Source organism: Mixta mediterraneensis, assembly GCF_014946725.1.
In the GTDB taxonomy this organism is placed as follows: Bacteria; Pseudomonadota; Gammaproteobacteria; order Enterobacterales; family Enterobacteriaceae; genus Pantoea; species Pantoea mediterraneensis.
In genome coordinates this window covers 166,573-187,953 of record NZ_JACFXY010000002.1, presented here as the reverse complement: position 1 = coordinate 187,953, position 21,381 = coordinate 166,573, and the positions used below count along the sequence as shown (strand labels likewise).

The following is a 21,381-nucleotide window of genomic DNA, read 5'->3' as shown; positions in this document are numbered from 1 at the left end:
TGATCTCCTGTCAGGCCACGGCGGCCGCTTGAGTAGTTTTTGGCATCGCCAGGCTCAGCGTTTGCTGCTCCGTGGCGTCGTCATGCAGTAATTCACCGGCAATCGCCCCTTCTCGCATCACCACGATACGATCGGCAAGGCCCATCACTTCCGGTAAATCACTGGAAGCAAACAGCACGGCAATGCCTCTGTTTGCCAGCTGATAAATCAGGTTATAGATTTCGTGCTTAGCCCCTATATCGATGCCACGCGTCGGCTCGTCGAGCAGGATCACTTTCATCTCTTCCGATAACCAGCGGCCTAAAATGGCCTTTTGCTGATTACCGCCGGAAAGGTTCATGATTAGCTGTTCGGCGCCGGGGGTTTTGATATTCAGGGAACGAATATGGCTGTCAGCATTTTTCGCTTCCCAGCCATTTTTGATCAGGCATCCCGCCGTCAGGTTATGGCGTCGCGCGCTAATATTGATATTGTCACGCACCGAGTGCACCGGAATAATGCCCTCCGCTTTACGATCTTCCGGGCACAGCATGATGCCTGCGCGAATGGCATCAATCGGTTCCCGTAGCGTTAACGGTTTGCCATCCAGCAAAACCTGACCAGCACGCAGTCGTGTCGCGCCAAACAGCCCTTTAAGTAGCTCGCTGCGCCCTGCGCCCACTAAGCCAAACAAGCCAACGATCTCACCCGCATGCACATTCAGGGAGATCGGGGTGCGCACCCCCTTCGCTTCAACGTTGTCCAGCGTCAGGCGCACCGCACCTTTGGCACGCGGTGTATAGCCGTAAATATCCCCCAGATTGCGCCCCACCATCGCCTGCACCAGGTCGTCATGCTCAGTGGTTGCCATATCGGTAAAGGTGCGGACGTAACGGCCATCTTTGAATACCGTGATGGCATCGCTCAGGGCGAAAATTTCTTCCATCCGGTGTGACACATACAGCACCACGCGGCCTTCCGCACGCAGCTGACGGATGACGCGAAACAGATTGTCGATTTCACGTGCCGACAGCGAACTCGTTGGCTCATCAAAGGCGATAATATGGGCATCGCGTGTCAGCGCCTTGGCAATTTCCACCATTTGCCATTGCCCAAGCGACAGATATTTCAGCGGCATATCAGGATCAATATCTATACCGAGCTTTTTAAGCTGCAAACTGGCTTCGTGCCGCAGCAGTTTGCGATTCACCAGGCCGCGCTTGTGCGGAATCTGACCGAGAAAGATGTTCTCCGCCACGCTCATTTCAGGGATCAGATGCAGTTCCTGATAGATAATTGCCACGCCTGCATCAAGCGCATCCGTGGTGTGCTGGAAGTTGACCGGTTGGCCGTTGATACGAATTCCTCCGCCGCTCGGCTGGTAGCTGCCGCTGAGGATCTTTAACAGCGTCGATTTGCCGGCGCCATTTTCCCCCATCAACGCATGCACCTGGCCGCTGTGACAGTCAAACGAGATGTCCTGCAACGCTTTTACGCCGGGAAACGTTTTACTGATGCCATGAAACGACAGAAAGGCTTTATCAGTGTTCATGGAAGCTCCTTATCCTTCCTGTTTCGGCCCGCCGATAGAGAGGCTGCGTGCGTTGACTTCAGTAACTGACTGAAGGACGTTGCTGCGATCACGCGTTCGCCACTTTCATGCGGTCCGAACTATTTTGGCTATACGTCATTAAAATGCCGTTGTCGCAATGAACATCGGCACGCTCTGCGGGTTTACATCAACCCTTTCTTCGCCAGCTCAGTTTTGAAGTTATCGCGGGTGATCAGCACGACGTCAGTGACTTCGGTGAATTTTGGCGGTTCTTCCCCTTTGCTTACCCAGTTGTAGAGCATCTGGCTGCTCTTATAACCGTGCACATCTGGGCTTGGCAGCAGCGAGCCGTAGAACCCGGTGGCTTTGTCTTTCGACAATTCGCTGATCGCATCCACGCCATTAATACCAATGCCAATCACATCAGCGGCTTTAAAGTTCTGACCTTCAGTCGCACGCACGCCACCCAACACGGTGTTGTCGTTCATGCCGATAACCAGCCAGTGCTTCACCTCGGGATGCTGTACCAGCAGCGAATTACCCGCATCAAACGCGCCTGGGATGTCGTTGGATTTAGTCGGCACCTGATAGATTTGACCTGCCGGGAAGCCCGCCGCTTTGAGCGCTGCCATGGAACCACTGGTGCGACGACGCGCCGTATCCAGCTCATTCGCGGTAATCGCCATAACGCCCGTGGTTTTCACGTCCCAGCCACGTTTTTGCATCTCCTTATACAACTCCTGGCCCTGACGCTCGCCGATTTTCGTGGCGGCCATCATCACTAATGGCACGGTTTCCATCGGCTTACCTTTAGCGGTAACGAACTGATCATCGACAGCAATGACCTTTAAGTCGTAACCGCGCGCCTTCGCCACAATGGCAGAGCCAAGTTTGGGATCGGGCGTACAGATAACGAAACCTTTCGCGCCGTTGGCCGCCAGGCTGTCGATAGCGTTAAGGGTTTTTTCACCATCGGGGACGGCAATTTTGATCACTTCAAAGCCCAGATCCTTGCCCGCTTTATCGGCGAACTTCCACTCGGTCTGAAACCAGGGTTCTTCCGGCTGCTTGACTAAAAAGCCGAGCTTCATGGTCTCGGCGATAGCGGATTGTGACATAACCGCTGCCAGCCCAATGGCTGCGAACGCTTTAGTGAATTTATGCATGATGCTCTCCGGCGCTAGTTGTTTTATCGCTGTTAATAACGAATCGGTGTAAACGTTACCAATCAAATTTCTTTTTTAGGGTCAGATGTAAATCAGTACGTTAGAAAGCACGATAAGCCATGCCTGTTCAAACGCTGCGCTAGTTTTAGCTGGAATGAAGAAGAAAAATGTAGAGCGGTATCACAACTCACAATCACGACAAATTGGTCCATATATTTAGCAAATTTAACCGAGTTGTAACTTTTGCAATGGATCACAAAATCACTGCTGACGGCATAAAAGTGCATATTCTCAGCCAGCGATGACTAACCCTTCACGCACGCCAATTCCAGGATAGGAGCACTCACACACAACAGGAGATACCCGATGCGCGCCATCACCCTCGGACTGGATTTTGGCAGTGATTCGGTACGTGCGCTGGCGGTGGATTGTCAGAGTGGCAAAGAGCTTGAAAGCGCGGTAGTGAGCTATTCGCGCTGGCAGCAAGGTCTTTACAGCGATCCGCATGCCAACCGCTTTCGTCACCATCCGCAGGATTATATTGACGCTATGGAACAAGCGATGCTTGGCGTGCTAAATGCGCTGAGTGAAGAACAACGCGCCGCCGTCGTCGGGATTGGTGTGGATACCACCGGCTCAACCCCTGCCCCTGTCGATCGTGACGGCAACGTTTTAGCGCTGCGCCCTGAATTTGCCGATAACCCCAACGCGATGTTTGTGCTGTGGAAAGATCACACGGCCATAGAAGAAGCCGAAGAGATCAACCAACTTTGTCGCAGCGGACGCTTCCCGGATTACAGCCGTTATATTGGCGGAATTTACTCCTCTGAATGGTTTTGGGCCAAGATCCTTCATATATCCCGTGAAGATGCGGCAGTACGCGACGCGGCTGTTTCCTGGGTCGAATTGTGCGACTGGGTGCCTGCGCTGCTCAGCGCGACCACCGCCCCGGCGCAACTGCGCCGGGGTCGCTGTGCCGCCGGTCATAAAGCGTTATGGCATAGCGACTGGAGTGGCTTACCAGACACAGATTTCCTTAATGCACTTGACCCGTTGCTGACGCAGCAGCTTGATTCGCCCCTATTTAAACAGACCTGGACGGCGGATATTCCGGTTGGCACGCTCAGTGCGGCGTGGGCACAGCGCCTGGGTTTAACGCAACGGGTGACGATTTCTGGCGGCGCGTTTGATTGCCATATGGGCGCAGTCGGCGGCGGTGCCAAACCCTATACCTTAGTGAAAGTCATCGGTACATCCACCTGTGACATCCTGATCGCAGACAGCGAAAAGGTAGGCGATCGCGCAATCAAAGGCATTTGTGGTCAGGTTGACGGCAGCGTGATGCCGGGCGCGATTGGCTGTGAAGCCGGGCAATCTGCCTTCGGCGATATTTACGCCTGGTTTAGTCGCCTGCTTGGCTGGCCGTTAAAGCTGGCAGCAGAACAGCATCCTGAACTGAAACCACAGCTGGCAGACTTGCAAAAAGGGCTGATTAAAAATCTGACCGACGCCTGGGCCACCGATCCGCACCTGGATCACCTGCCCGTGGTGCTGGACTGGTTCAACGGCCGCCGCACGCCTAACGCGAATCAGCGACTGAAAGGGGTGATCGCCGATCTTAATCTTGGCACCGACGCGCCCGCGCTGTTCGGTGGGCTGATCGCCGCCACCGCTTTTGGTGCGCGCGCCATTATGGAGTGTTTCGAGCAGCAGCAGATCCCGGTGGAAAACATCCTGACGCTTGGCGGCATTGCGCGTAAGTCCCCCGCTATCATGCAAGCCTGCTGCGATGTGATGAATCGCCCGTTAGACATCGTCGCCTCTGACGAATGCTGTGCGCTGGGCGCAGCGATTTTTGCCGCCGTCGCCGCCGGTGTTTATGCCAGCGTTCCCGAGGCTCAACGCGTGATGGCCAGCCCGATTGCCGTCACTTTGCAACCCGACCCGGTGCGTGTCGCACGCTATCAGCAACTCTATCAACGCTATCAACAATGGTGCGTGACGGCAGAACCGCATTACGCCCCACGTCCCGCTTCCGCTCAATAATGGAGACATTTTATGGAACAGTTCAACACACACAGCGTGTGGTTTGTGATTGGTACACAACACCTTTACGGAGCGGAAACGTTACGTCAGGTAGAACAGCATGCACAGCAAGTGGTCGAGGGCCTGAATCAGCATGCAGCGTTACCCCTGCGTCTGGAGCTCAGGCCGCTGGTGAAATCACCAGATGAAGCGCTGGCGCTGTGTCGCGACGCGAATCACGACCCCAAATGTGTCGGCATCATTACCTGGTTGCACACTTTTTCTCCCGCCAGGATGTGGATCGGTGGTCTGAGCGTGCTAAACAAACCGCTGTTGCAGTTCCATACGCAGTTCAACGCTGAGATCCCGTGGAACAGTATGGACATGGATTTTATGAACCTGAATCAGACCGCGCACGGCGGCCGCGAATTCGGTTTTATTGGTGCACGCATGGGGCTGCAACATAGCGTAGTAACCGGTCACTGGCAGGATCAACAGAGCCAGCAGCGCATCGGCAACTGGATGCGCGCCGCAATCGCGAAACAGGCCAGCCAGCAACTTAAAGTTGCGCGTTTTGGTGACAATATGCGTGAAGTTGCGGTTACCGAAGGGGATAAAGTCGCGGCACAAATCCAGTTTGGTTATTCAGTTAACGGCTGGGGCGTGGGCGATTTGGTTGAGGTGATCAACAGCGTCAGCGATGGCGACGTTAATGCACTGATTGATGAGTATGAAAGTCAGTATCGCTTTACTGACGTGGCGGCAGTAGGCGGCGAAAAACGGCAAAACGTGCTGGATGCCGCACGGATCGAGCTGGGCCTGAAACGCTTCCTTGAAGCCGAAGATTGCCACGCCTTTTCAACCAACTTCCAGACACTGCACGGCATGAAACAACTGCCGGGCCTGGCCGTTCAGCGTTTGATGGGGCAAGGTTATGGGTTTGCTGGCGAAGGCGACTGGAAAACCGCCGCGCTGCTGCGTATTTTCAAAGTGTTAGCGGGCGATCGCCCAGGCGGCACTTCCTTTATGGAGGATTACACCTATCATTTCTCGCCGGGCAACGATTTGGTGCTGGGTTCCCATATGCTGGAAGTCTGTCCTTCCATCGCCATTGAAGAAAAACCGCTGATTGACGTGCAGTTCCTCGGTATCGGCGATAAAGCCGATCCGGCGCGGATGATTTTCTCAACGCCCGCAGGCCGTGCGATTAACGCCAGCGTGATTGATATGGGCGATCGCTTCCGTTTGCTGGTGAACGTGGTGGATGCCATTGAACAGCCGCAGCCCTTGCCGAAATTACCGGTGGCACGTGCGCTGTGGCGTGCCCAGCCTTCGCTGGCGACCGCATCAGAAGCCTGGATTCTGGCTGGTGGCGCGCATCATACCGTGTTCAGTCAGGCGTTGAGCCTTGATGATATGTATCTGTACGGCGAAATGAACGACACTGAGGTGTTAGTCATTGATGAACATACGCAGCTACCCGCCTTTAAAGATGCGCTGCGCTGGAATGAAGCTTATTACCGGATAACACGTTGACTTATTGTGTAATGATGCACGGATTCGTCAGGTTTAAAAACGGTGCTGTCCCGTCATAAATGATGGGCAGTTTCGTAAAAACGCGGTGAATCCTGACAGGCATCTTTCCGGCCAGCGCACTGTTTTTCAGTAAAAAGATACAGTAAAAAGAGAGGCAGAGAGCAACCTTCTGCCGGGTCGCCAGGGGGAGCGTTTAGGCTCCCCCGCTTGTTAACAGCCGTCAGGCAAGTTTTTAACACGCCCTCAGATGCCATCCCTTCGGTTTACTCAGTGTTTCTTATCTGCAACCTTACCTGCTTTGCCATTTTGCGGGCTTCACGTACCGCTGCCGGGCAATATGAAGCCCAGCCTGCTGAAAGCAGGCTGGGGAGCAAAGGAGGCATGATTTCGTTGATCCGGCAATAGCCTGATAAGACTGAATGAAAAACGCGGCGCTAACGAGCCGCCAGAGATTTACGAACTTAAGCGCTTAACCGGCGCGTTCTGCTGACGATCCCACATCACCGTTAATAAGCGTTGCAGAGCAATAAAAGCAAACAGCAGAATGCCGATGGCGATTTTGGTCCACCACGAACTCAGTGTGCCGTCAAAGTTGATCCAGGTTTGAATTAATCCCTGAATCAATACGCCAAACAGTGTGCCTAATACGGTGCCAACGCCGCGGGACAGCAACGTTCCGCCAATGACAACCGACGCAATGGCGTCCAGCTCCACGCCCAGACCCGCCAGCGCGTAACCCGCCGAGGTATAAATTGAAAAGACTATCCCTGCCAGCGTCGCTAACATAGTGGAGAGCATATAGATTTTGATGGTGGTCGCACGGGTCGAAATCCCCATTAACTGAGCCGAGGTCAGGCTGCCGCCAATGGCATAAACCTGATTACCAAAACGTGTCCGGTGCGCGAGAATAATCCCACCGACAACCACAACCAGCATAATGACGGCCAGCAAACTCAGCCGCCCCCCGCCTGGCACCTTCCAGGCGAGACTGGAAAGCATGCTGTAAAACGGATGATCAATAGGAATAGAATTTTCCGATACCAGATAACTACAACCGCGCAGAAAAAACATACCCGCCAGGGTGATGATAAATGCCGGGATTTTCAGCACATCAATCAGCCAGCCCATCATCGCGCCGAACAGCGCACCCAGCGCCAGGATCAGCGCGAACGCCAGCAGAGGATTCACATGGAGATCGCCAATCACGCGCGCCAGAAACACGCCGGTAAACGCGATCACCGCGCCAACGGATAAATCGATGCCACCAGACAAAATCACAAACGTCATGCCGACAGCAATAATGCCGAGGAAAGCGTTGTCGGTCAGGATATTGCAAATCACTCGCGTTGAAGCGAAGCCGGGAAACTGGCTCAGGCAGAACAGGTAGCCAGCGATAAACACCAGCAAAGTGATCATCAAAGGAAGATGACGTTTAATCATGATGGACGCCTCCGCTTAAACATTGCAATAAAGCGCGGCGATTGCAGTAACAGCACGCACATCACCACCACGGCTTTCACGACCTGATTCAGTTCAGGTTGAAAGCCGGAGAGCAAAATACCGGTATTCATTGACTGAATGATCAACGCGCCAATCAGCGACAGCACTAAATTGAACCGTCCGCCCATCAACGAAGCGCCGCCAATAACCACCGCCAGAATTGCGTCCAGCTCCAGCCACAAACCGGCATTATTGGCATCGGCACCACGAATATCGGCCGCGACAATTAAACCGGCAACCGCAGCACAAATGCCGCTGACCATATAGGTAGTCATCACCACCAGCCAGCCCGTCACGCCCGCGTTTCGTGCGGCACGCAGGTTAATTCCTACCGCTTCGATAAACAGGCCGAGCGCAGTTTTGCGTGTCAGCAGCCATACCAGCAGCGCCACAACCACGGTAATCCATACCGGCACTGGCAACATCCACAACGAACCATTACCAAACCAGCCTAAGCTGTCGCTATTGAAAGTGACAATCTGGCCCTGGGTAATTAACTGCGCAATACCGCGCCCGGCAACCATCAAAATCAGGGTGGCAACAAAGGGTTGAATACGCAAGAGCGCCACCAGCACGCCATTCCATAATCCACATAACAAACCGGTGCCCAGCGTGGCGAGGATAATAAACAGCAAACTGTGACCGGCGACCGTTAAGGTCGCGGCTGTAGCCCCGGCAATCGCCATGACCGCGCCAACGGATAAATCAATACCGCCAGTGGCAATCACCAGTGTCATACCGGTCGCCAGCAACGCCACCGGCGCGGCGCGATTAAGAATATCAATCGGGCTACCAAACAGACGGCCATCCTGCAGGTGCACGGCAAAAAAGTTATTCGCGACCAGACTATCCACCAGCAGGACCAGAATGAGCGCAGCAATTTGTGGCATACCCGGCGGTAGCTTCAGCTTACGCCGGTTCGATTTTTCAGGTGTCATATGGGATTCAAGCATGTTGTGCTCCTCCGTTAGCAATGGCGTTAACAATTGATGCCACCGAAAGCTGCTCCAGCGGGATTTCTGCCACCTGCTTCAGGTCGCGCATGATTAATACGCGGTCGGCATAACTCACCAGCTCTTCGAGTTCAGAGGAGATAACCAGCAGCGCAAGCCCATCCGCGCACAACGATTCGATTAAGCGAATGATTTCAGCATGAGCGCCCACGTCAATGCCGCGCGTGGGTTCGTCGAGGATCAAAAACTGCGGCCTGGTCACCAGCCAGCGCGACAGCAATACCTTTTGCTGGTTGCCACCGGATAACAGTTCAACCGGCTGATCGGCATGTGGCGTACGGATGCTCAGGCTTTTAATAAAGCGCTCGGCAATCGCCTGCTGCTCACGCTTTTTGATCGGTCTCAACCAGCCGCGCTGCGCCTGTAAGGCCAGGATAATATTTTCACGGACCGAAGCCGCGCCGATGATGCCGTCTGTTTTACGATCCTCCGGGCAAAAACCCATGCCCAGTCGCGAGGCTTTGGCGGGCGTGCGAATATGTTGCACTTTGCCTTTCAGCGTGGCCTTACCGCGATCGGCCCGGCGGATACCAAACAAAACTTCAGCGGTTTCTGTACGACCTGAACCTAACAAGCCCGCCAGGCCAACCACTTCACCGGGCCGCACGTGCAAGTTGAACGGCTCAATAGTGCCTTTTTTGCCATAATCTTCGAAAGAAACCACGGGCTGATCGCTGCGCAAGGTACTGCCCTGACGCTGCAAGGCGGTTTCCAGTAATTCCCGACCTAACATCAACTTAATCAGTTCAATCTGTGGCAGCGACGCGGTTTCACGCGTTGCGATAAACTGCCCGTTACGTAACACGGTGATACGATCGGTGATGCGATAAACCTGATCGAGAAAGTGCGTAACAAAAATCAGGCTCATCCCTTTGGCTTTCAGCTGCGCCATCAGGCTAAACAGCAGGTCCACTTCGCTGGCATCAAGGCTGGCGGTGGGCTCATCAAGGATCAATACCTGCGCGGAAAGATCGACAGCGCGGCAAATAGCAATAATTTGCTGCATCGCCACCGAGTAATGACCAAGCGGGCGCGTTACATCCAGCGCGAAGCCGTAATTGCGCATCAGTGCATCGGCATTGCGGACCATACGCTTGCGATCGATTATGCCGAAACGACGGGGTTCGCGCCCAATAAAGAGATTGTCGGCCACCGACATGCTAGGTAACAGGTTCACTTCCTGATAGACAGTACCAATGCCCATCGCCTGCGCATCGGCGGTATTATGTGGCGAGACGGCATGGCCGTTTAAGGTAATGGTGCCAGCATCGCGGGTGTAAACGCCGGTCAGCACTTTGATAAGGGTGGATTTACCCGCACCGTTTTCCCCCAGCAATGCCATAATTTCGCCTTTGCGAATGCTGAAAGAGACATTATCCAGCGCCTTTACGCCAGGAAATTCTTTGCTGACACCGCTGATGGTTAACAGCGAATCTTCATTGTGTGTGGTCATCCGGCTAACTCCGCCTCACGTCACGAAAAAACCGCCCTGAAGGGCGGTCTTCGAGTCAGTAACCCATGCCTTTTTTTGTCTGCAACTGCGCTTGCGCGTCAGCGGGTAAGTACAATTCCGATTCAGTTTTGATAATTTTTGGCGGTTTTGTGCCATCTTTTTTGAATTTTTCCAGCGCATCAAAAGCCGGGCCAGCCATGTTCGGGGTTAGCTCTACGTTGGCATTGGCTTCCCCCGCCAGCATGGCTTTATAGATGTCCGGCACGCCGTCAATAGAGCCGGTCAGAATGTCTTTCCCCGGCTTCAGACCGGCCTCTTTGATAGCCTGAATCGCGCCGATAGCCATGTCGTCGTTGTGTGCATAAACCATGCAAATGTTTTTGCCGTTATTTTCCGCTTTGATAAAGCTCTCCATCACCTCTTTCCCTTTGCTGCGGGTAAAGTCGCCAGACTGAGAGCGAATAACTTTGATGTTTTGATGGCCGTTAATCGCTTCGGCAAAGCCTTTTTTACGATCAATCGCTACGCTGGCGCCTACCGTGCCTTGCAGTTCCACCACGTTGCACTGCTTGTTGCCAACGGTTTTCACCAGCCAGTCGCCAATCAGCTTGCCTTCCAGTACGTTATCTGCCGTCACTACCGCCATATAGAGCGATTTATCTTTAACAACAATGGCGCGGTCCAGCAGGAATACCGGGATTTCGGCATCTTTAGCTTCTTCTAATACCGGTTCCCATCCGGTCTGTACCACAGGTGCGATAAAAATGGCGTCAACGCCCTGAGCGATAAAAGAGCGTACCGCTTTGATTTGGTTCTCTTGTTTCTGTTGACCATCCGCGATTTTCAACGTGATACCGCGTTTCTGTGCTTCACTTTTCGCGACATTGGTTTCCGCTGCGCGCCAGCCGGATTCGGAACCTACCTGCGAGAAGCCAACCGTCATGTTTGCCGCCAGCACCGGACCAGTCAACGCGGCGCTAACCAGCGTGGTCAGAAGTAAACGTTTCCACATAATTTTTATTCCTCTGAAGGGCGTTTGCTTTGTAGGGTAAAGAGCTTATTCAGCCTGGACTAAAACGTCAGCGATAATGGCGACGAACGTCACAAAACAGAGCAATTTAAAGGGGTTACGCAACGTAACTGGCATTTATTTTACAAGAGGCTATGGATAAATTTACTGAGTTTTTATCTGGCACTGGTTAAATAATTGTAATAAACAGAACCGCTTATGCGATAATTCACTGGAAGCGATTACAGAGATGCGTACAGAATGGTTATTTACAGCGTGGGCGGATAATTAATTGATTTTGTGATTATCCGCACAAAGTCATATCTGGCGATACAGACCTTGCCCTAAATCTTGTGAGCATGATCCGCAGAGCGACAGATTTTACGCGACCGTTAACGGTCGAAATGACGCTTTAACATCAGGCAATAGCGGCAGAAAATGCGCATAAATGCATAAAAAACGACATGTGCTGATTAATTCGGCCGGTTTTTATTCAGGCGTTCAGGCCGTGATAGCGGTCGCTGTCCTGCATAAATGTGATAAAGAATTCAATTCATCATCCATTAAAGTTTAAAAAAAAGCAGTTTTCGCGACACATGCTGTAAGAAAGTCTGATTTTACGCTTTTTTTCCGCATCGGATCTGGACAGGCAAAGGTTGCTCCCTATACTGAGCACTCCTTTGTATCTTCGACTGCTATGGCAATGATGACTGCGCACGATTACCTGCTTAAATTTCGCAAAGTGAATAACCTTGAGAGCCTGGAAAAACTTTACGATCATCTCAATTATTCGCTTACCGATGACAAGGATATTATCAATATGTACCGCGCCGCCGATCACCGTCGCGCTGAACTCGCTTCTGGCGGACGTTTATATGATTTAGGTTGTGTGCCGAAAACAGTCTGGCATTACGTGGTTTAGACGCCCTCCCTCCCTCTTTTTATTCATCCCCTTGTCCATGTCGGGCATCCCCCGTTTGGACATGCTATTCTGCTCCGCTTTCCTCCCCTGAAACAGGAACATCTGCTATGAATGAACAGGTTGCTGCGCCGCGTATTGGTGGCTGGTTACTGCTGCCACTGGCCTGGTTGATTATGACTCTATTGACCACAGCGCTGGTAACGGCAATGTATCTTACACCACTGTTTAATCCGCAATGGCGCGTTACGCTGTTTTCCCACGGCAGTACCTTATTACTCCAATGGGGAATTTCTTTGCTCACCGCTGCTGCGACCTGGCTTTATAGCCTGTGGATTTGCTGGATATTCTTTAAGCGCTCATACCGTTTGCCCCGCCATTATATCTTGTGGTTGCTGGTTACGGTTTTGCTGGCGATTAAAACTTTTGCCTTTACGCCGGTTTCAGATGCCAAAGCACTGCAAACTTTACTGCTTTCGTTACTGGCTGCTGCCGTTTTTGCTCCCTATTTCAAACGTTCTCAACGTGTAAAAGCCACGTTCACCCAGCCGTAAGCGGTGAGAATCGTCGGGAATTTAATTCTGAGTGCGGTCTTACCTGCCCGATGGGGTGTGGGAGTTGAGATAGATTGTCTTATCCCTGATAATAAGCCGCTTTCTGAATTCATGGCGAAAAAATGACCAATTATCTCCTTCTCTTTGTTGGCACAGTGCTGGTGAATAACTTCGTGTTAGTGAAGTTTCTCGGCCTCTGTCCCTTTATGGGCGTTTCCAAAAAACTGGAAACGGCAATTGGCATGGGACTCGCCACCACATTTGTTATTACGCTGGCGTCGATTTGTGCATGGCTGGTAAATCACCTTATTCTGGTGCCGCTCGATCTCGTTTATCTACGCACGATGGCGTATATCCTGGTGATCGCGGTGGTGGTGCAGTTCACTGAAATGGTGGTACGTAAAACCAGCCCGTCGCTGTATCGCCTGCTGGGTATTTTTCTGCCGCTGATCACCACCAACTGTGCAGTGCTTGGCGTTCCGCTATTGAGCGTTAACCTCAATCACACTTTTCTCCAGGCCGCGCTTTACGGCTTTAGCGCCTCGCTCGGCTTTTCGCTGGTGATGGTGCTGTTTGCGGGCATGCGCGAGCGTCTGGTGCTGGCTAATGTGCCCACGCCCTTTAAAGGCAGCTCGATTGCACTGATTACCGCAGGCCTGATGGCGCTGGCATTTATGGGCTTTACCGGGCTGGTGAAATTCTGATGACCGCGATTTGGATAGCAATTGCTGTATTAAGTGCTCTCAGTCTGGTTTTTGGCGCCCTGCTGGGCTATGCCTCGCGCCGTTTTGAGGTAGAAGAAGATCCGATTGTTGAACAAATTGACGCGGTCCTGCCACAGAGTCAGTGCGGCCAATGCGGTTATCCGGGCTGTCGTCCGTACGCAGATGCCGTGGGCAATAACGGTGAAGCCATCAATAAATGCGCACCTGGCGGCGAGCAGACCATGCTCAAACTGGCTGCGCTGCTTAACGTTGATCCTCAACCCATTGATGGCGATGAAGAAGCCAAAGCGCCGGTACGCACCGTCGCGTGGATTGATGAAGAAAACTGTATCGGCTGCACCAAATGTATACAGGCCTGCCCGGTTGATGCGATCGTTGGTGCCACGCGCGCTATGCATACCGTGTTAAGCGACGTCTGCACCGGCTGCGATCTGTGTGTCGCGCCCTGTCCTACCGACTGCATTGAAATTCGTCCAGTGGCCACCACTACCGCCAACTGGAAATGGGATCTCGACACCATTCCTGTTCGGGTGATCCCGGTTGAGAGTCATGCTTAATTTTCTGAATTTTTTTAAAAAAGATAAGGTCTGGGATTTTCAGGGTGGCATTCATCCACCTGAAATGAAAACCCAGTCCAATGGCACGCCGCTGAGCGAACTGCCCTTGCCGCACCGCTTTATCATTCCCCTGAAGCAGCACATTGGTCATGAAGGCGAAATTTGCGTTTCGCCCGGCGATAAGGTGCTGCGCGGCCAGCCGCTGACGTTTGGCAACGGGCGGATGTTACCGGTACATGCGCCGACATCGGGTGTCATTGAAGAGATTGGTCAGCATATGACCGCCCATCCATCCGGCTTGTCTGAGCTGTGCATTTTCATGACGCCGGATGGCGAAGATCGCTGGATGCCGCTCAATCCGTTGCCCGATTACCGGCAACACGAGCGAGCAGAAATTGTGCAGCGCATTCATGATGCAGGCGTTGCCGGGTTAGGTGGTGCGGGGTTTCCCACTGCCACCAAGCTGAAGGGCGGCCTGCGCGGGATCAACACGCTGATTATTAATGCTGCCGAGTGCGAGCCCTACATCACCGCCGACGACCGTTTGATGCAGGACTGCGCGACCGAAGTGCTGGAAGGCTGTCGCATACTGGCATGGGTGCTGCAGGCCGAGCGCGTGTTGATCGGGATTGAAGATAATAAACCGGAGGCGATTGCCGCGCTGAAAAAAGCCCTTGGTAACGAGCGTGATTTACAGATTCGCGTAATTCCAACCAAATATCCGTCGGGCGGCGCCAGGCAGTTAACGAAAATTCTGACCGGCATGGAAGTACCGCATGGCGGACGTTCAACCGATATTGGCGTGCTGATGCAAAACGTTGGCACCGCATGGGCGGTCAAACGCGCCATTATTAACGGCGAGCCCATTACCGAACGCGTGGTAACGCTGACCGGCGAAGCCATTGCGCAACCGCGCAATGTCTGGTGTCGCCTCGGCACGCCCATCAGCCATCTGTTGCACCAGGTTGGATTCTGCCCGGCGCCGCGTCAGATGGTCATCATGGGTGGGCCGCTGATGGGCTTTACCCTGTCATCGCTGGATGTGCCAGTCGTTAAAATGACTAACTGCCTGCTGGCTCCGTCCAGCCGTGAAATGGGCGATAACAGCGAAGAGCAATCCTGTATTCGCTGCTCGGCCTGCGCTGATGCCTGTCCCGCTAAGCTGCTACCGCAGCAGCTTTACTGGTACAGCCAGGGCGGCGATCACGATAAAGCCCGAGCTCATCATATTGATGACTGCATCGAGTGCGGTGCCTGTGCTTATGTCTGCCCAAGCAATATTCCGCTGGTGCAATATTACCGCCAGGAAAAGGCAGAGCTGCGCGCCATCGATCTTGAAGCGAAGCGTACGCTGGAAGCTAAGGCGCGCTTTGAGGCGCGTCAGGCACGGCTTGAGCGCGAAAAGCTGGCGCGTGAAGCCCGCCATGTTGAAGCCAAACAGCGTGTGGCACGTAGTGATAACGCCGAGCTGGCAGCGGCGAAAGCACGTATAAAAGCGAAGCAGGACACCGAAACAGATGACGCCGTGCTGGAAGCCCAGCGTGAAGCGCGTCATGCGCAGGCACGTCTGCGTCAGGCCGAAACGCAGGCAGAAACACAGGCGCTGAGTCGACAGGCCGACGATCCGCGCAAAGCCGCAGTCAAAGCGGCTATCGCTCGCGCAAAAGCGAAGAAAGCGGTGGCCTCTGACGCTCCGGCAGGAAAACCGGTCACGGCTGAACCGGCTGAAGCCGTAGCGGAAGATCCACGCAAAGCCGCAGTGGCCGCGGCTATCGCTCGCGCAAAAGCGAAGAAAGCGGTGGCCTCTGACGCTCCGGCAGGAAAACCGGTCACGGCTGAACCGGCTGAAGCCGTAGCGGAAGATCCACGCAAAGCCGCAGTGGCCGCGGCTATCGCTCGCGCAAAAGCGAAGAAAGCGGCGGTCTCTGACGCCCCGACAGAAAAACCGGTCACGGCTGAACCGGCTGAAGCCGTAGCGGAAGATCCACGCAAAGCCGCAGTGGCCGCGGCTATCGCTCGCGCAAAAGCGAAGAAAGCGGCGGTCTCTGACGCCCCGACAGAAAAACCAGTCGATGCTGAACCGGCTGAAGCCGCAGCGGAAGATCCGCGCAAAGCCGCAGTGGCCGCGGCTATCGCTCGCGCAAAAGCGAAGAAAGCGGTGGTCTCTGACGCCCCGGCAGAAAAACCAGTCGATGCTGAACCGGCTGAAGCCGTAGCGGAAGATCCACGCAAAGCCGCAGTGGCCGCGGCTATCGCTCGCGCAAAAGCGAAGAAAGCGGCGGTGCGACAAAATGCCGGGGAAGCAGCAACAGACGAAGCCGTTAGAGAAGCAGAGCAAGAGGTACGTGCCACTGCCGAAATGGCCACCCGCGCTCGTGCTAACGTCGAGCAAGCTGAGCAGGCAGAAGAACAAGCTAACAACGCTCATTCAGAACCTGAACAAGCGCCTGAACTTAATCAACCCGAAGATGCACGCAAAGCGGCTATTGCCGCTGCCATTGCTCGTGCCAAAGCGCGTAAAGCGCAGTCGACATCGACGTTTGAGGAATAAATGGCTTTTCGTATTGCAAGTTCCCCTTATACCCACAACCGCCGCAGCACGAGCAACATCATGCTGTTGGTGGTCCTGGCAGCTGTCCCCGGCTTTGCTGCTCAGTGGTATTTTTTTGGCTATGGCAGCCTGTTACAGGTCATTCTGGCTACGATCACCGCGTGGCTCACCGAATCAATCATTTTACGGTTACGCAAAGCGCCAGTTGCGACTCACCTGGCTGATAATTCAGCGTTGCTGACGGCGGTTTTGCTCGGTATCAGCCTGCCGCCGCTGGCCCCCTGGTGGTTAGTGGTCATTGGCACCGTATTTGCCATTGTGATTGCTAAGCAGCTTTATGGCGGTTTGGGGCAAAATCCCTTTAATCCAGCCATGGTTGGCTACGTGGTGCTGCTCATATCTTTCCCGGTACAGATGACCAGCTGGATGCCGCCCGATGCGCTGCAGGTTATCAAACCCAGCCTGCTTGATTCACTTAGCATGGTGTTTACCAGCCATACGTTAGCGGGCGATACCCTGCAACAGTTGCAGCTCGGGGCAGATGGCGTAAGCCAGGCCACGCCGCTTGATACCTTTAAAACAGGCTTGCGTGCCGGACATAGCGCCGATCAGCTGCTGGCACAACCGATTTATAGCGGCTTACTGGCAGGTCTTGGCTGGCAATGGATTAACCTTGGCTATCTGGCTGGTGGCCTGTTCCTGTTGTGGAAAAATGCCATTCGCTGGCATATTCCGGTGGCGATGTTGGCAGCGCTGGCATTCTGCGCCACCCTCGGTTGGATTTGTTCACCCGACTCACTTAACAGCCCAATGATTCATTTATTATCTGGCGCAACCATGCTGGGTGCATTTTTTATCGCAACCGATCCGGTTACCGCATCAACAACCAACCGGGGCCGACTGATTTATGGCGCGCTGATTGGCGTGCTGGTGTGGTTGATTCGGAGTTTTGGCGGTTATCCTGACGGCGTAGCCTTTGCGGTATTACTGGCTAATATCTGCGTACCGCTGATCGATTACTACACCCAGCCGCGCGTCTACGGCCATCACAAGGAATAAGCGATGCTGGAGACAATTCGTAAAAACGGCGTCACACTGGCAATCTTTGCGGCAATCACCACCGGCTTAACGGCCGTGGTTAATACTGTCACTAAACCAACCGTGGAGCAACAGGCCCAGTTGCAACAAAAGAACCTGCTTGATCAGGTGGTGCCAGCTGACATGTATGACAATGCCATTCAGCAAGAATGTTACGTTGTCACGAATAGCGCGCTTGGTAATGACAAACCTCATCGCCTCTATTTAGCCCGTAAAGGCGATCAGCCTGTTGCTGCCGCACTTGAGACCACTGCGCCAGACGGCTATTCTGGTGCTATTCAAATGCTGGTGGGTGCAGACTTTCATGGCAAGGTACTGGGCGTGCGCGTGGTGGAACACCATGAAACACCCGGTCTCGGCGATAAAATCGAACTGCGCATTTCAGACTGGATTAACAGCTTTAATGGCAAAGTCGTTCACGGTGCTGATGACAAAAATTTTGCCGTTAAAAAAGATGGTGGCGAGTTTGATCAGTTTACCGGTGCCACGATCACCCCACGTGCGGTGGTCAACGCGACCAAACGTACCGCCCTGTTGATTGAAACCCTTCCAGGGAAACTCTCTTCGCTACCCGACTGTGGAGATGCACATGAGTGAAGCTAAAAACCTGCTGGTTGGCGGGCTGTGGAAAAATAACTCGGCGCTGGTGCAACTGTTAGGGCTTTGTCCGCTGCTGGCGGTAACATCCACGGCGACGAATGCCCTCGGCCTTGGCCTGGCGACCACGCTGGTATTAACCATCACTAACAGCGCTATTTCTGCTTCACGCCGCTGGGTGCCATCAGAAATTCGTATTCCCATTTATGTCATGATCATCGCATCGGTCGTGAGCTGCGTTCAGATGTTGATCAACGCTTATGCATATGGCTTGTATCAGTCACTGGGTATTTTTATCCCACTGATTGTGACTAACTGCATCGTGGTAGGCCGCGCCGAAGCGGTCGCCTCGAAAAGCAGTATTCCGCTGGCGGCCCTGGATGGATTTGCCATTGGCATGGGCGCAACCTGCGCGATGGTGGTACTGGGTTCGATGCGTGAGATCATTGGCAACGGCACATTGTTCAACGGCGCCGATCAGTTGCTCGGTCCCTGGGCCAAATCGTTGCGTATTGAGGTCGTCCATTTCGATTCGCCCATGCTGCTGGCAATGCTGCCGCCGGGCGCTTTTATTGGCCTGGGTATGATGTTGGCGGCTAAATACGTCATTGACCAAAAAATGAAGCAGCGTGCAGCGCGTCGTGCGGAAGAAGCCGCACAGGCTGAACTGCAAGGCAATACCGGGAAAGTGGTGTGAATCAGACCAAACGCATACAAATTCTGAGTCGTTTGCAGGAAAACAATCCGCACCCGACCACTGAACTGAACTTTTCTTCGCCGTTTGAGCTGCTGATTGCGGTCTTATTATCAGCGCAAGCCACCGATGTGAGCGTCAATAAGGCTACCGCGAAGCTTTACCCGGTGGCAAACACCCCGGCAGCGATACTGGCGCTGGGCGTGGATGGCGTGAAGGAATACATTAAAACTATCGGCCTGTTTAACAGCAAGGCGGCGAACGTTATTAAGACCTGTCGTATTCTGCTTGAACAACACGGCGGTGAAGTACCTGAAGACCGTGCGGCGCTAGAAGCTTTGCCAGGCGTGGGACGGAAAACGGCCAATGTCGTTTTAAATACGGCTTTCGGCTGGCCGACCATTGCGGTAGATACACATATTTTCCGCGTGTGTAATCGCACCAATTTTGCCCCCGGTAAGAATGTCGAGCAGGTCGAGGATAAACTACTTAAAGTCGTACCCAGGGCATTTAAGGTGGATTGCCATCACTGGTTAATTTTGCATGGCCGCTATACGTGCGTCGCCCGTAAGCCTCGCTGCGGCTCGTGCCTGATTGAAGATCTATGCGAGTATTCAGAGAAAACTGAGACGTAAAACGAAAGCCAGCCGTGGCGCATTGTATTTGCCTCTTTTACCTTCCTCTCCTTTCCCGCCCCTGTTGCTTCTCCGCAGACCGTCGGTGGTTATTCCGGCGGCGTTCATCCATTCCGCTAACTACGGCACAATGCCCGTCGGTCCCCCCTAAACATTAAGCATTTTTTAGGCATAACAGAGATAAAGAGTAAAACATGACTTTTTTGGGGTTGTTACATCTTTGTTGATAATAGAAAATTGCCTTCCCAAAAATAAGAAAATGTTATGGATCGGTGAACGAGTAAATGAACGAACAACTGCATACGGGTTGGTTTAATAAAACCCGTCTCTTTTTAATGCGTCTCTGGCCCCATCCTTTGACGGTAAACAGGCAGCAAATTATCCTGGCCGGTATTGGCGCAGGCAGTGGCCTTGCGTTGACCAGCTTGTTGAGCCACTGGTTACTCGGCGAAGTGAATATATGGTTTGTCGCACCGGTTGGCGCATCGGCCGTGCTGCTGTTTGGCGTACCGGCCAGCCCACTGGCTCAGCCCTGGTCCGTGGTTGGTGGCAATACGCTTTCTGCGCTGGTTGGTATTAGCGTGAGCTTACTGGTGCCCAACTCTGCTATAGCCTGCGGTATCGCAGCCTGCGTAGCGATCGTACTGATGTTTCAGCTACGGTGTCTGCATCCGCCTGGTGGTGCGGTGGCCCTTACCGCTATCCTGGGTGGTCCGACAGTGCAGCATCTCGGTTATCAGTTTGTTCTGACACCGGTATTGTTAAACTCGGTCACCCTGGCGTTACTGGCGATTATTTTTAACAATCTTTCAGGACGGCGTTATCCACACCCGCTAGCTCCCCAGGAGAGTAAGCCGCAGCCCATCGCGTTGCCTGTCGCCCTGACGCAGAGCGATCTTCACGAGGCGCTGCAAAGCGGTGAATTACTGGATATTGATGAAGACGATCTGCAAGCGCTGGTGCAACGTGCCGAAATGATTGCCCTGCGGCGTCAGTTTAAACAGGCCAGCTAAACAACACGGCGCTATGCTGGCTTTTTAAGCCAGCATAGCGCGAGCGGCACCTGCATTCAGGCAATCATCCTTAGTGACAGCTTTGTGCTGTCGCGCGGGGCGTGCTGACTGAACCAGAATAAAGCACGGTGATCGGTCAGTTCAACGCCACCCGCTACGTAAATTTTTCCGCCTGCGCGTGGTGGCTGAATGTGGAGCTGCTGCCAAAATTGCCGTGAGAACCTTAATTCTGTTTAGTGGCGTATAGGCATTAACAACAGCATGTTCCGCTCCAGACACCGCCTCATCACGCAAACTGATACGATAAGCGTGCGAGCTGAGTAGGTTACGGATGCGTTAATTTTTTGTTCAAGGGAGAGAAATTTTGCCATTCACGCCTGTTAAAAACAGGTTTCATTAGCATCGACCGATCATTTTCCCCGCCAGGGGGGCCTTTCCGGTTTTTATCCTTTAAAACATGGTTAATCTGATTGTTTGACAGGCCGATGGCATCTGCGCAAACGCTTTCTTCTTTTTCTTTATTAATTAAATCATGGATTTGTGGCGTTGATCATGTAGAGCGTGATTTTCGAACAATGCCTGCCCATAACAGGTCATTATAAAGTCAAAATGTCTAATTATTGAGCTTATCCGTGTTTTTCTTTCTTTTAATAACCCATTTCTCACTCAATAAAACTGCCGGTCGCATGAATAGCAGTTAATTCCACTTAAATCCTACAAGTATCGTAATTTTCACTTTTTATCCTGATATAATGGCTTTTTATGGAATTAAAAACCGCTTAACAAAATACACTCGGCTTTTTAA

At 53.1% G+C, this 21,381-nt stretch carries 18 protein-coding genes; 12 read left to right on the top strand and 6 right to left on the bottom strand.

The genetic code is table 11. The features are described from left to right. Positions 1-10 precede the first annotated feature (10 nt). Complete coding sequence (araG, locus tag H2P46_RS05020; protein WP_193404101.1) at positions 11-1,531, bottom strand: L-arabinose ABC transporter ATP-binding protein AraG; 1,521 nt, start codon at positions 1,529-1,531, stop codon at positions 11-13. 182 nt (positions 1,532-1,713) lie between these two features. Further along, complete coding sequence (locus tag H2P46_RS05015; RefSeq protein ID WP_193404100.1) at positions 1,714-2,697, bottom strand: arabinose ABC transporter substrate-binding protein; 984 nt, start codon at positions 2,695-2,697, stop codon at positions 1,714-1,716. A 366-nt stretch (positions 2,698-3,063) separates the two neighbouring features. Between H2P46_RS05015 and H2P46_RS05010 the strand changes: the two genes are divergently transcribed. Both H2P46_RS05010 and araA read left to right on the top strand, forming a co-directional pair. Further along, positions 3,064-4,743: a ribulokinase gene (locus H2P46_RS05010; RefSeq protein WP_193404099.1), complete on the top strand. Its 1,680-nt coding sequence runs from the start codon at positions 3,064-3,066 to the stop codon at positions 4,741-4,743. A 12-nt stretch (positions 4,744-4,755) separates the two neighbouring features. Next, entirely contained in the window at positions 4,756-6,258 is a 1,503-nt protein-coding gene (araA, locus tag H2P46_RS05005; protein WP_193404098.1) for an L-arabinose isomerase, read from the top strand. Between the two features lie 453 nt (positions 6,259-6,711). On the opposite strand, the gene yjfF is transcribed toward araA, so the two are convergent. From yjfF to ytfQ, 4 genes are read right to left on the bottom strand one after another with little or no spacing between them, the layout of a single operon-like run. Then, positions 6,712-7,698, bottom strand: a complete 987-nt coding sequence (gene yjfF, locus H2P46_RS05000; protein WP_193404097.1) for a galactofuranose ABC transporter, permease protein YjfF — start codon at positions 7,696-7,698, stop codon at positions 6,712-6,714. Then, positions 7,695-8,711 (bottom strand): galactofuranose ABC transporter, ATP-binding protein YtfT, encoded by a 1,017-nt coding sequence (gene ytfT, locus H2P46_RS04995; RefSeq protein WP_193404096.1) that lies wholly within the window; start codon positions 8,709-8,711, stop codon positions 7,695-7,697. The genes yjfF and ytfT overlap by 4 nt, the downstream gene beginning before the upstream one ends. Continuing rightward, positions 8,704-10,224: a sugar ABC transporter ATP-binding protein gene (locus H2P46_RS04990; RefSeq protein ID WP_193404095.1), complete on the bottom strand. Its 1,521-nt coding sequence runs from the start codon at positions 10,222-10,224 to the stop codon at positions 8,704-8,706. The genes ytfT and H2P46_RS04990 overlap by 8 nt, the downstream gene beginning before the upstream one ends. Positions 10,225-10,279: 55 nt before the next feature. Continuing rightward, complete coding sequence (gene ytfQ / locus H2P46_RS04985; protein WP_193404094.1) at positions 10,280-11,236, bottom strand: galactofuranose ABC transporter, galactofuranose-binding protein YtfQ; 957 nt, start codon at positions 11,234-11,236, stop codon at positions 10,280-10,282. Positions 11,237-11,939: 703 nt separating this feature from the next. Here ytfQ and ydgT point away from each other — a divergent pair. From ydgT to H2P46_RS04935, 10 genes are all read left to right on the top strand, one after another. Beyond that, positions 11,940-12,155: a transcription modulator YdgT gene (ydgT, locus tag H2P46_RS04980; protein ID WP_193404364.1), complete on the top strand. Its 216-nt coding sequence runs from the start codon at positions 11,940-11,942 to the stop codon at positions 12,153-12,155. Positions 12,156-12,262: 107 nt separating this feature from the next. Next, on the top strand, positions 12,263-12,706 hold the full coding sequence (locus tag H2P46_RS04975) for a DUF2569 domain-containing protein (RefSeq protein WP_193404093.1): 444 nt from the start codon (positions 12,263-12,265) through the stop codon (positions 12,704-12,706). A gap of 122 nt (positions 12,707-12,828) precedes the next feature. Further along, positions 12,829-13,410, top strand: a complete 582-nt coding sequence (gene rsxA / locus H2P46_RS04970) for an electron transport complex subunit RsxA (RefSeq protein ID WP_193404092.1) — start codon at positions 12,829-12,831, stop codon at positions 13,408-13,410. Further along, entirely contained in the window at positions 13,410-13,988 is a 579-nt protein-coding gene (gene rsxB / locus H2P46_RS04965) for an electron transport complex subunit RsxB (protein ID WP_193404091.1), read from the top strand. Before rsxA ends, rsxB begins: the two co-directional genes overlap by 1 nt. Further along, complete coding sequence (rsxC, locus tag H2P46_RS04960; protein ID WP_193404090.1) at positions 13,981-16,539, top strand: electron transport complex subunit RsxC; 2,559 nt, start codon at positions 13,981-13,983, stop codon at positions 16,537-16,539. The genes rsxB and rsxC overlap by 8 nt, the downstream gene beginning before the upstream one ends. Then, positions 16,540-17,598 carry an electron transport complex subunit RsxD gene (gene rsxD, locus H2P46_RS04955; RefSeq protein WP_193404089.1) on the top strand — a complete coding sequence of 353 codons (1,059 nt, stop codon included), beginning with the start codon at positions 16,540-16,542 and terminating at the stop codon, positions 17,596-17,598. A gap of 3 nt (positions 17,599-17,601) precedes the next feature. After that, a complete protein-coding gene (gene rsxG / locus H2P46_RS04950; protein WP_193404088.1) occupies positions 17,602-18,234 on the top strand; it encodes an electron transport complex subunit RsxG in 633 nt (210 codons plus the stop codon). Next, entirely contained in the window at positions 18,227-18,931 is a 705-nt protein-coding gene (locus H2P46_RS04945) for an electron transport complex subunit E (protein ID WP_193404087.1), read from the top strand. Before rsxG ends, H2P46_RS04945 begins: the two co-directional genes overlap by 8 nt. Continuing rightward, entirely contained in the window at positions 18,928-19,563 is a 636-nt protein-coding gene (gene nth / locus H2P46_RS04940; RefSeq protein WP_193404086.1) for an endonuclease III, read from the top strand. The genes H2P46_RS04945 and nth overlap by 4 nt, the downstream gene beginning before the upstream one ends. Positions 19,564-19,847: 284 nt before the next feature. Next, a complete protein-coding gene (locus tag H2P46_RS04935) occupies positions 19,848-20,576 on the top strand; it encodes an HPP family protein (protein WP_193404085.1) in 729 nt (242 codons plus the stop codon). Positions 20,577-21,381: the final 805 nt, after the last annotated feature.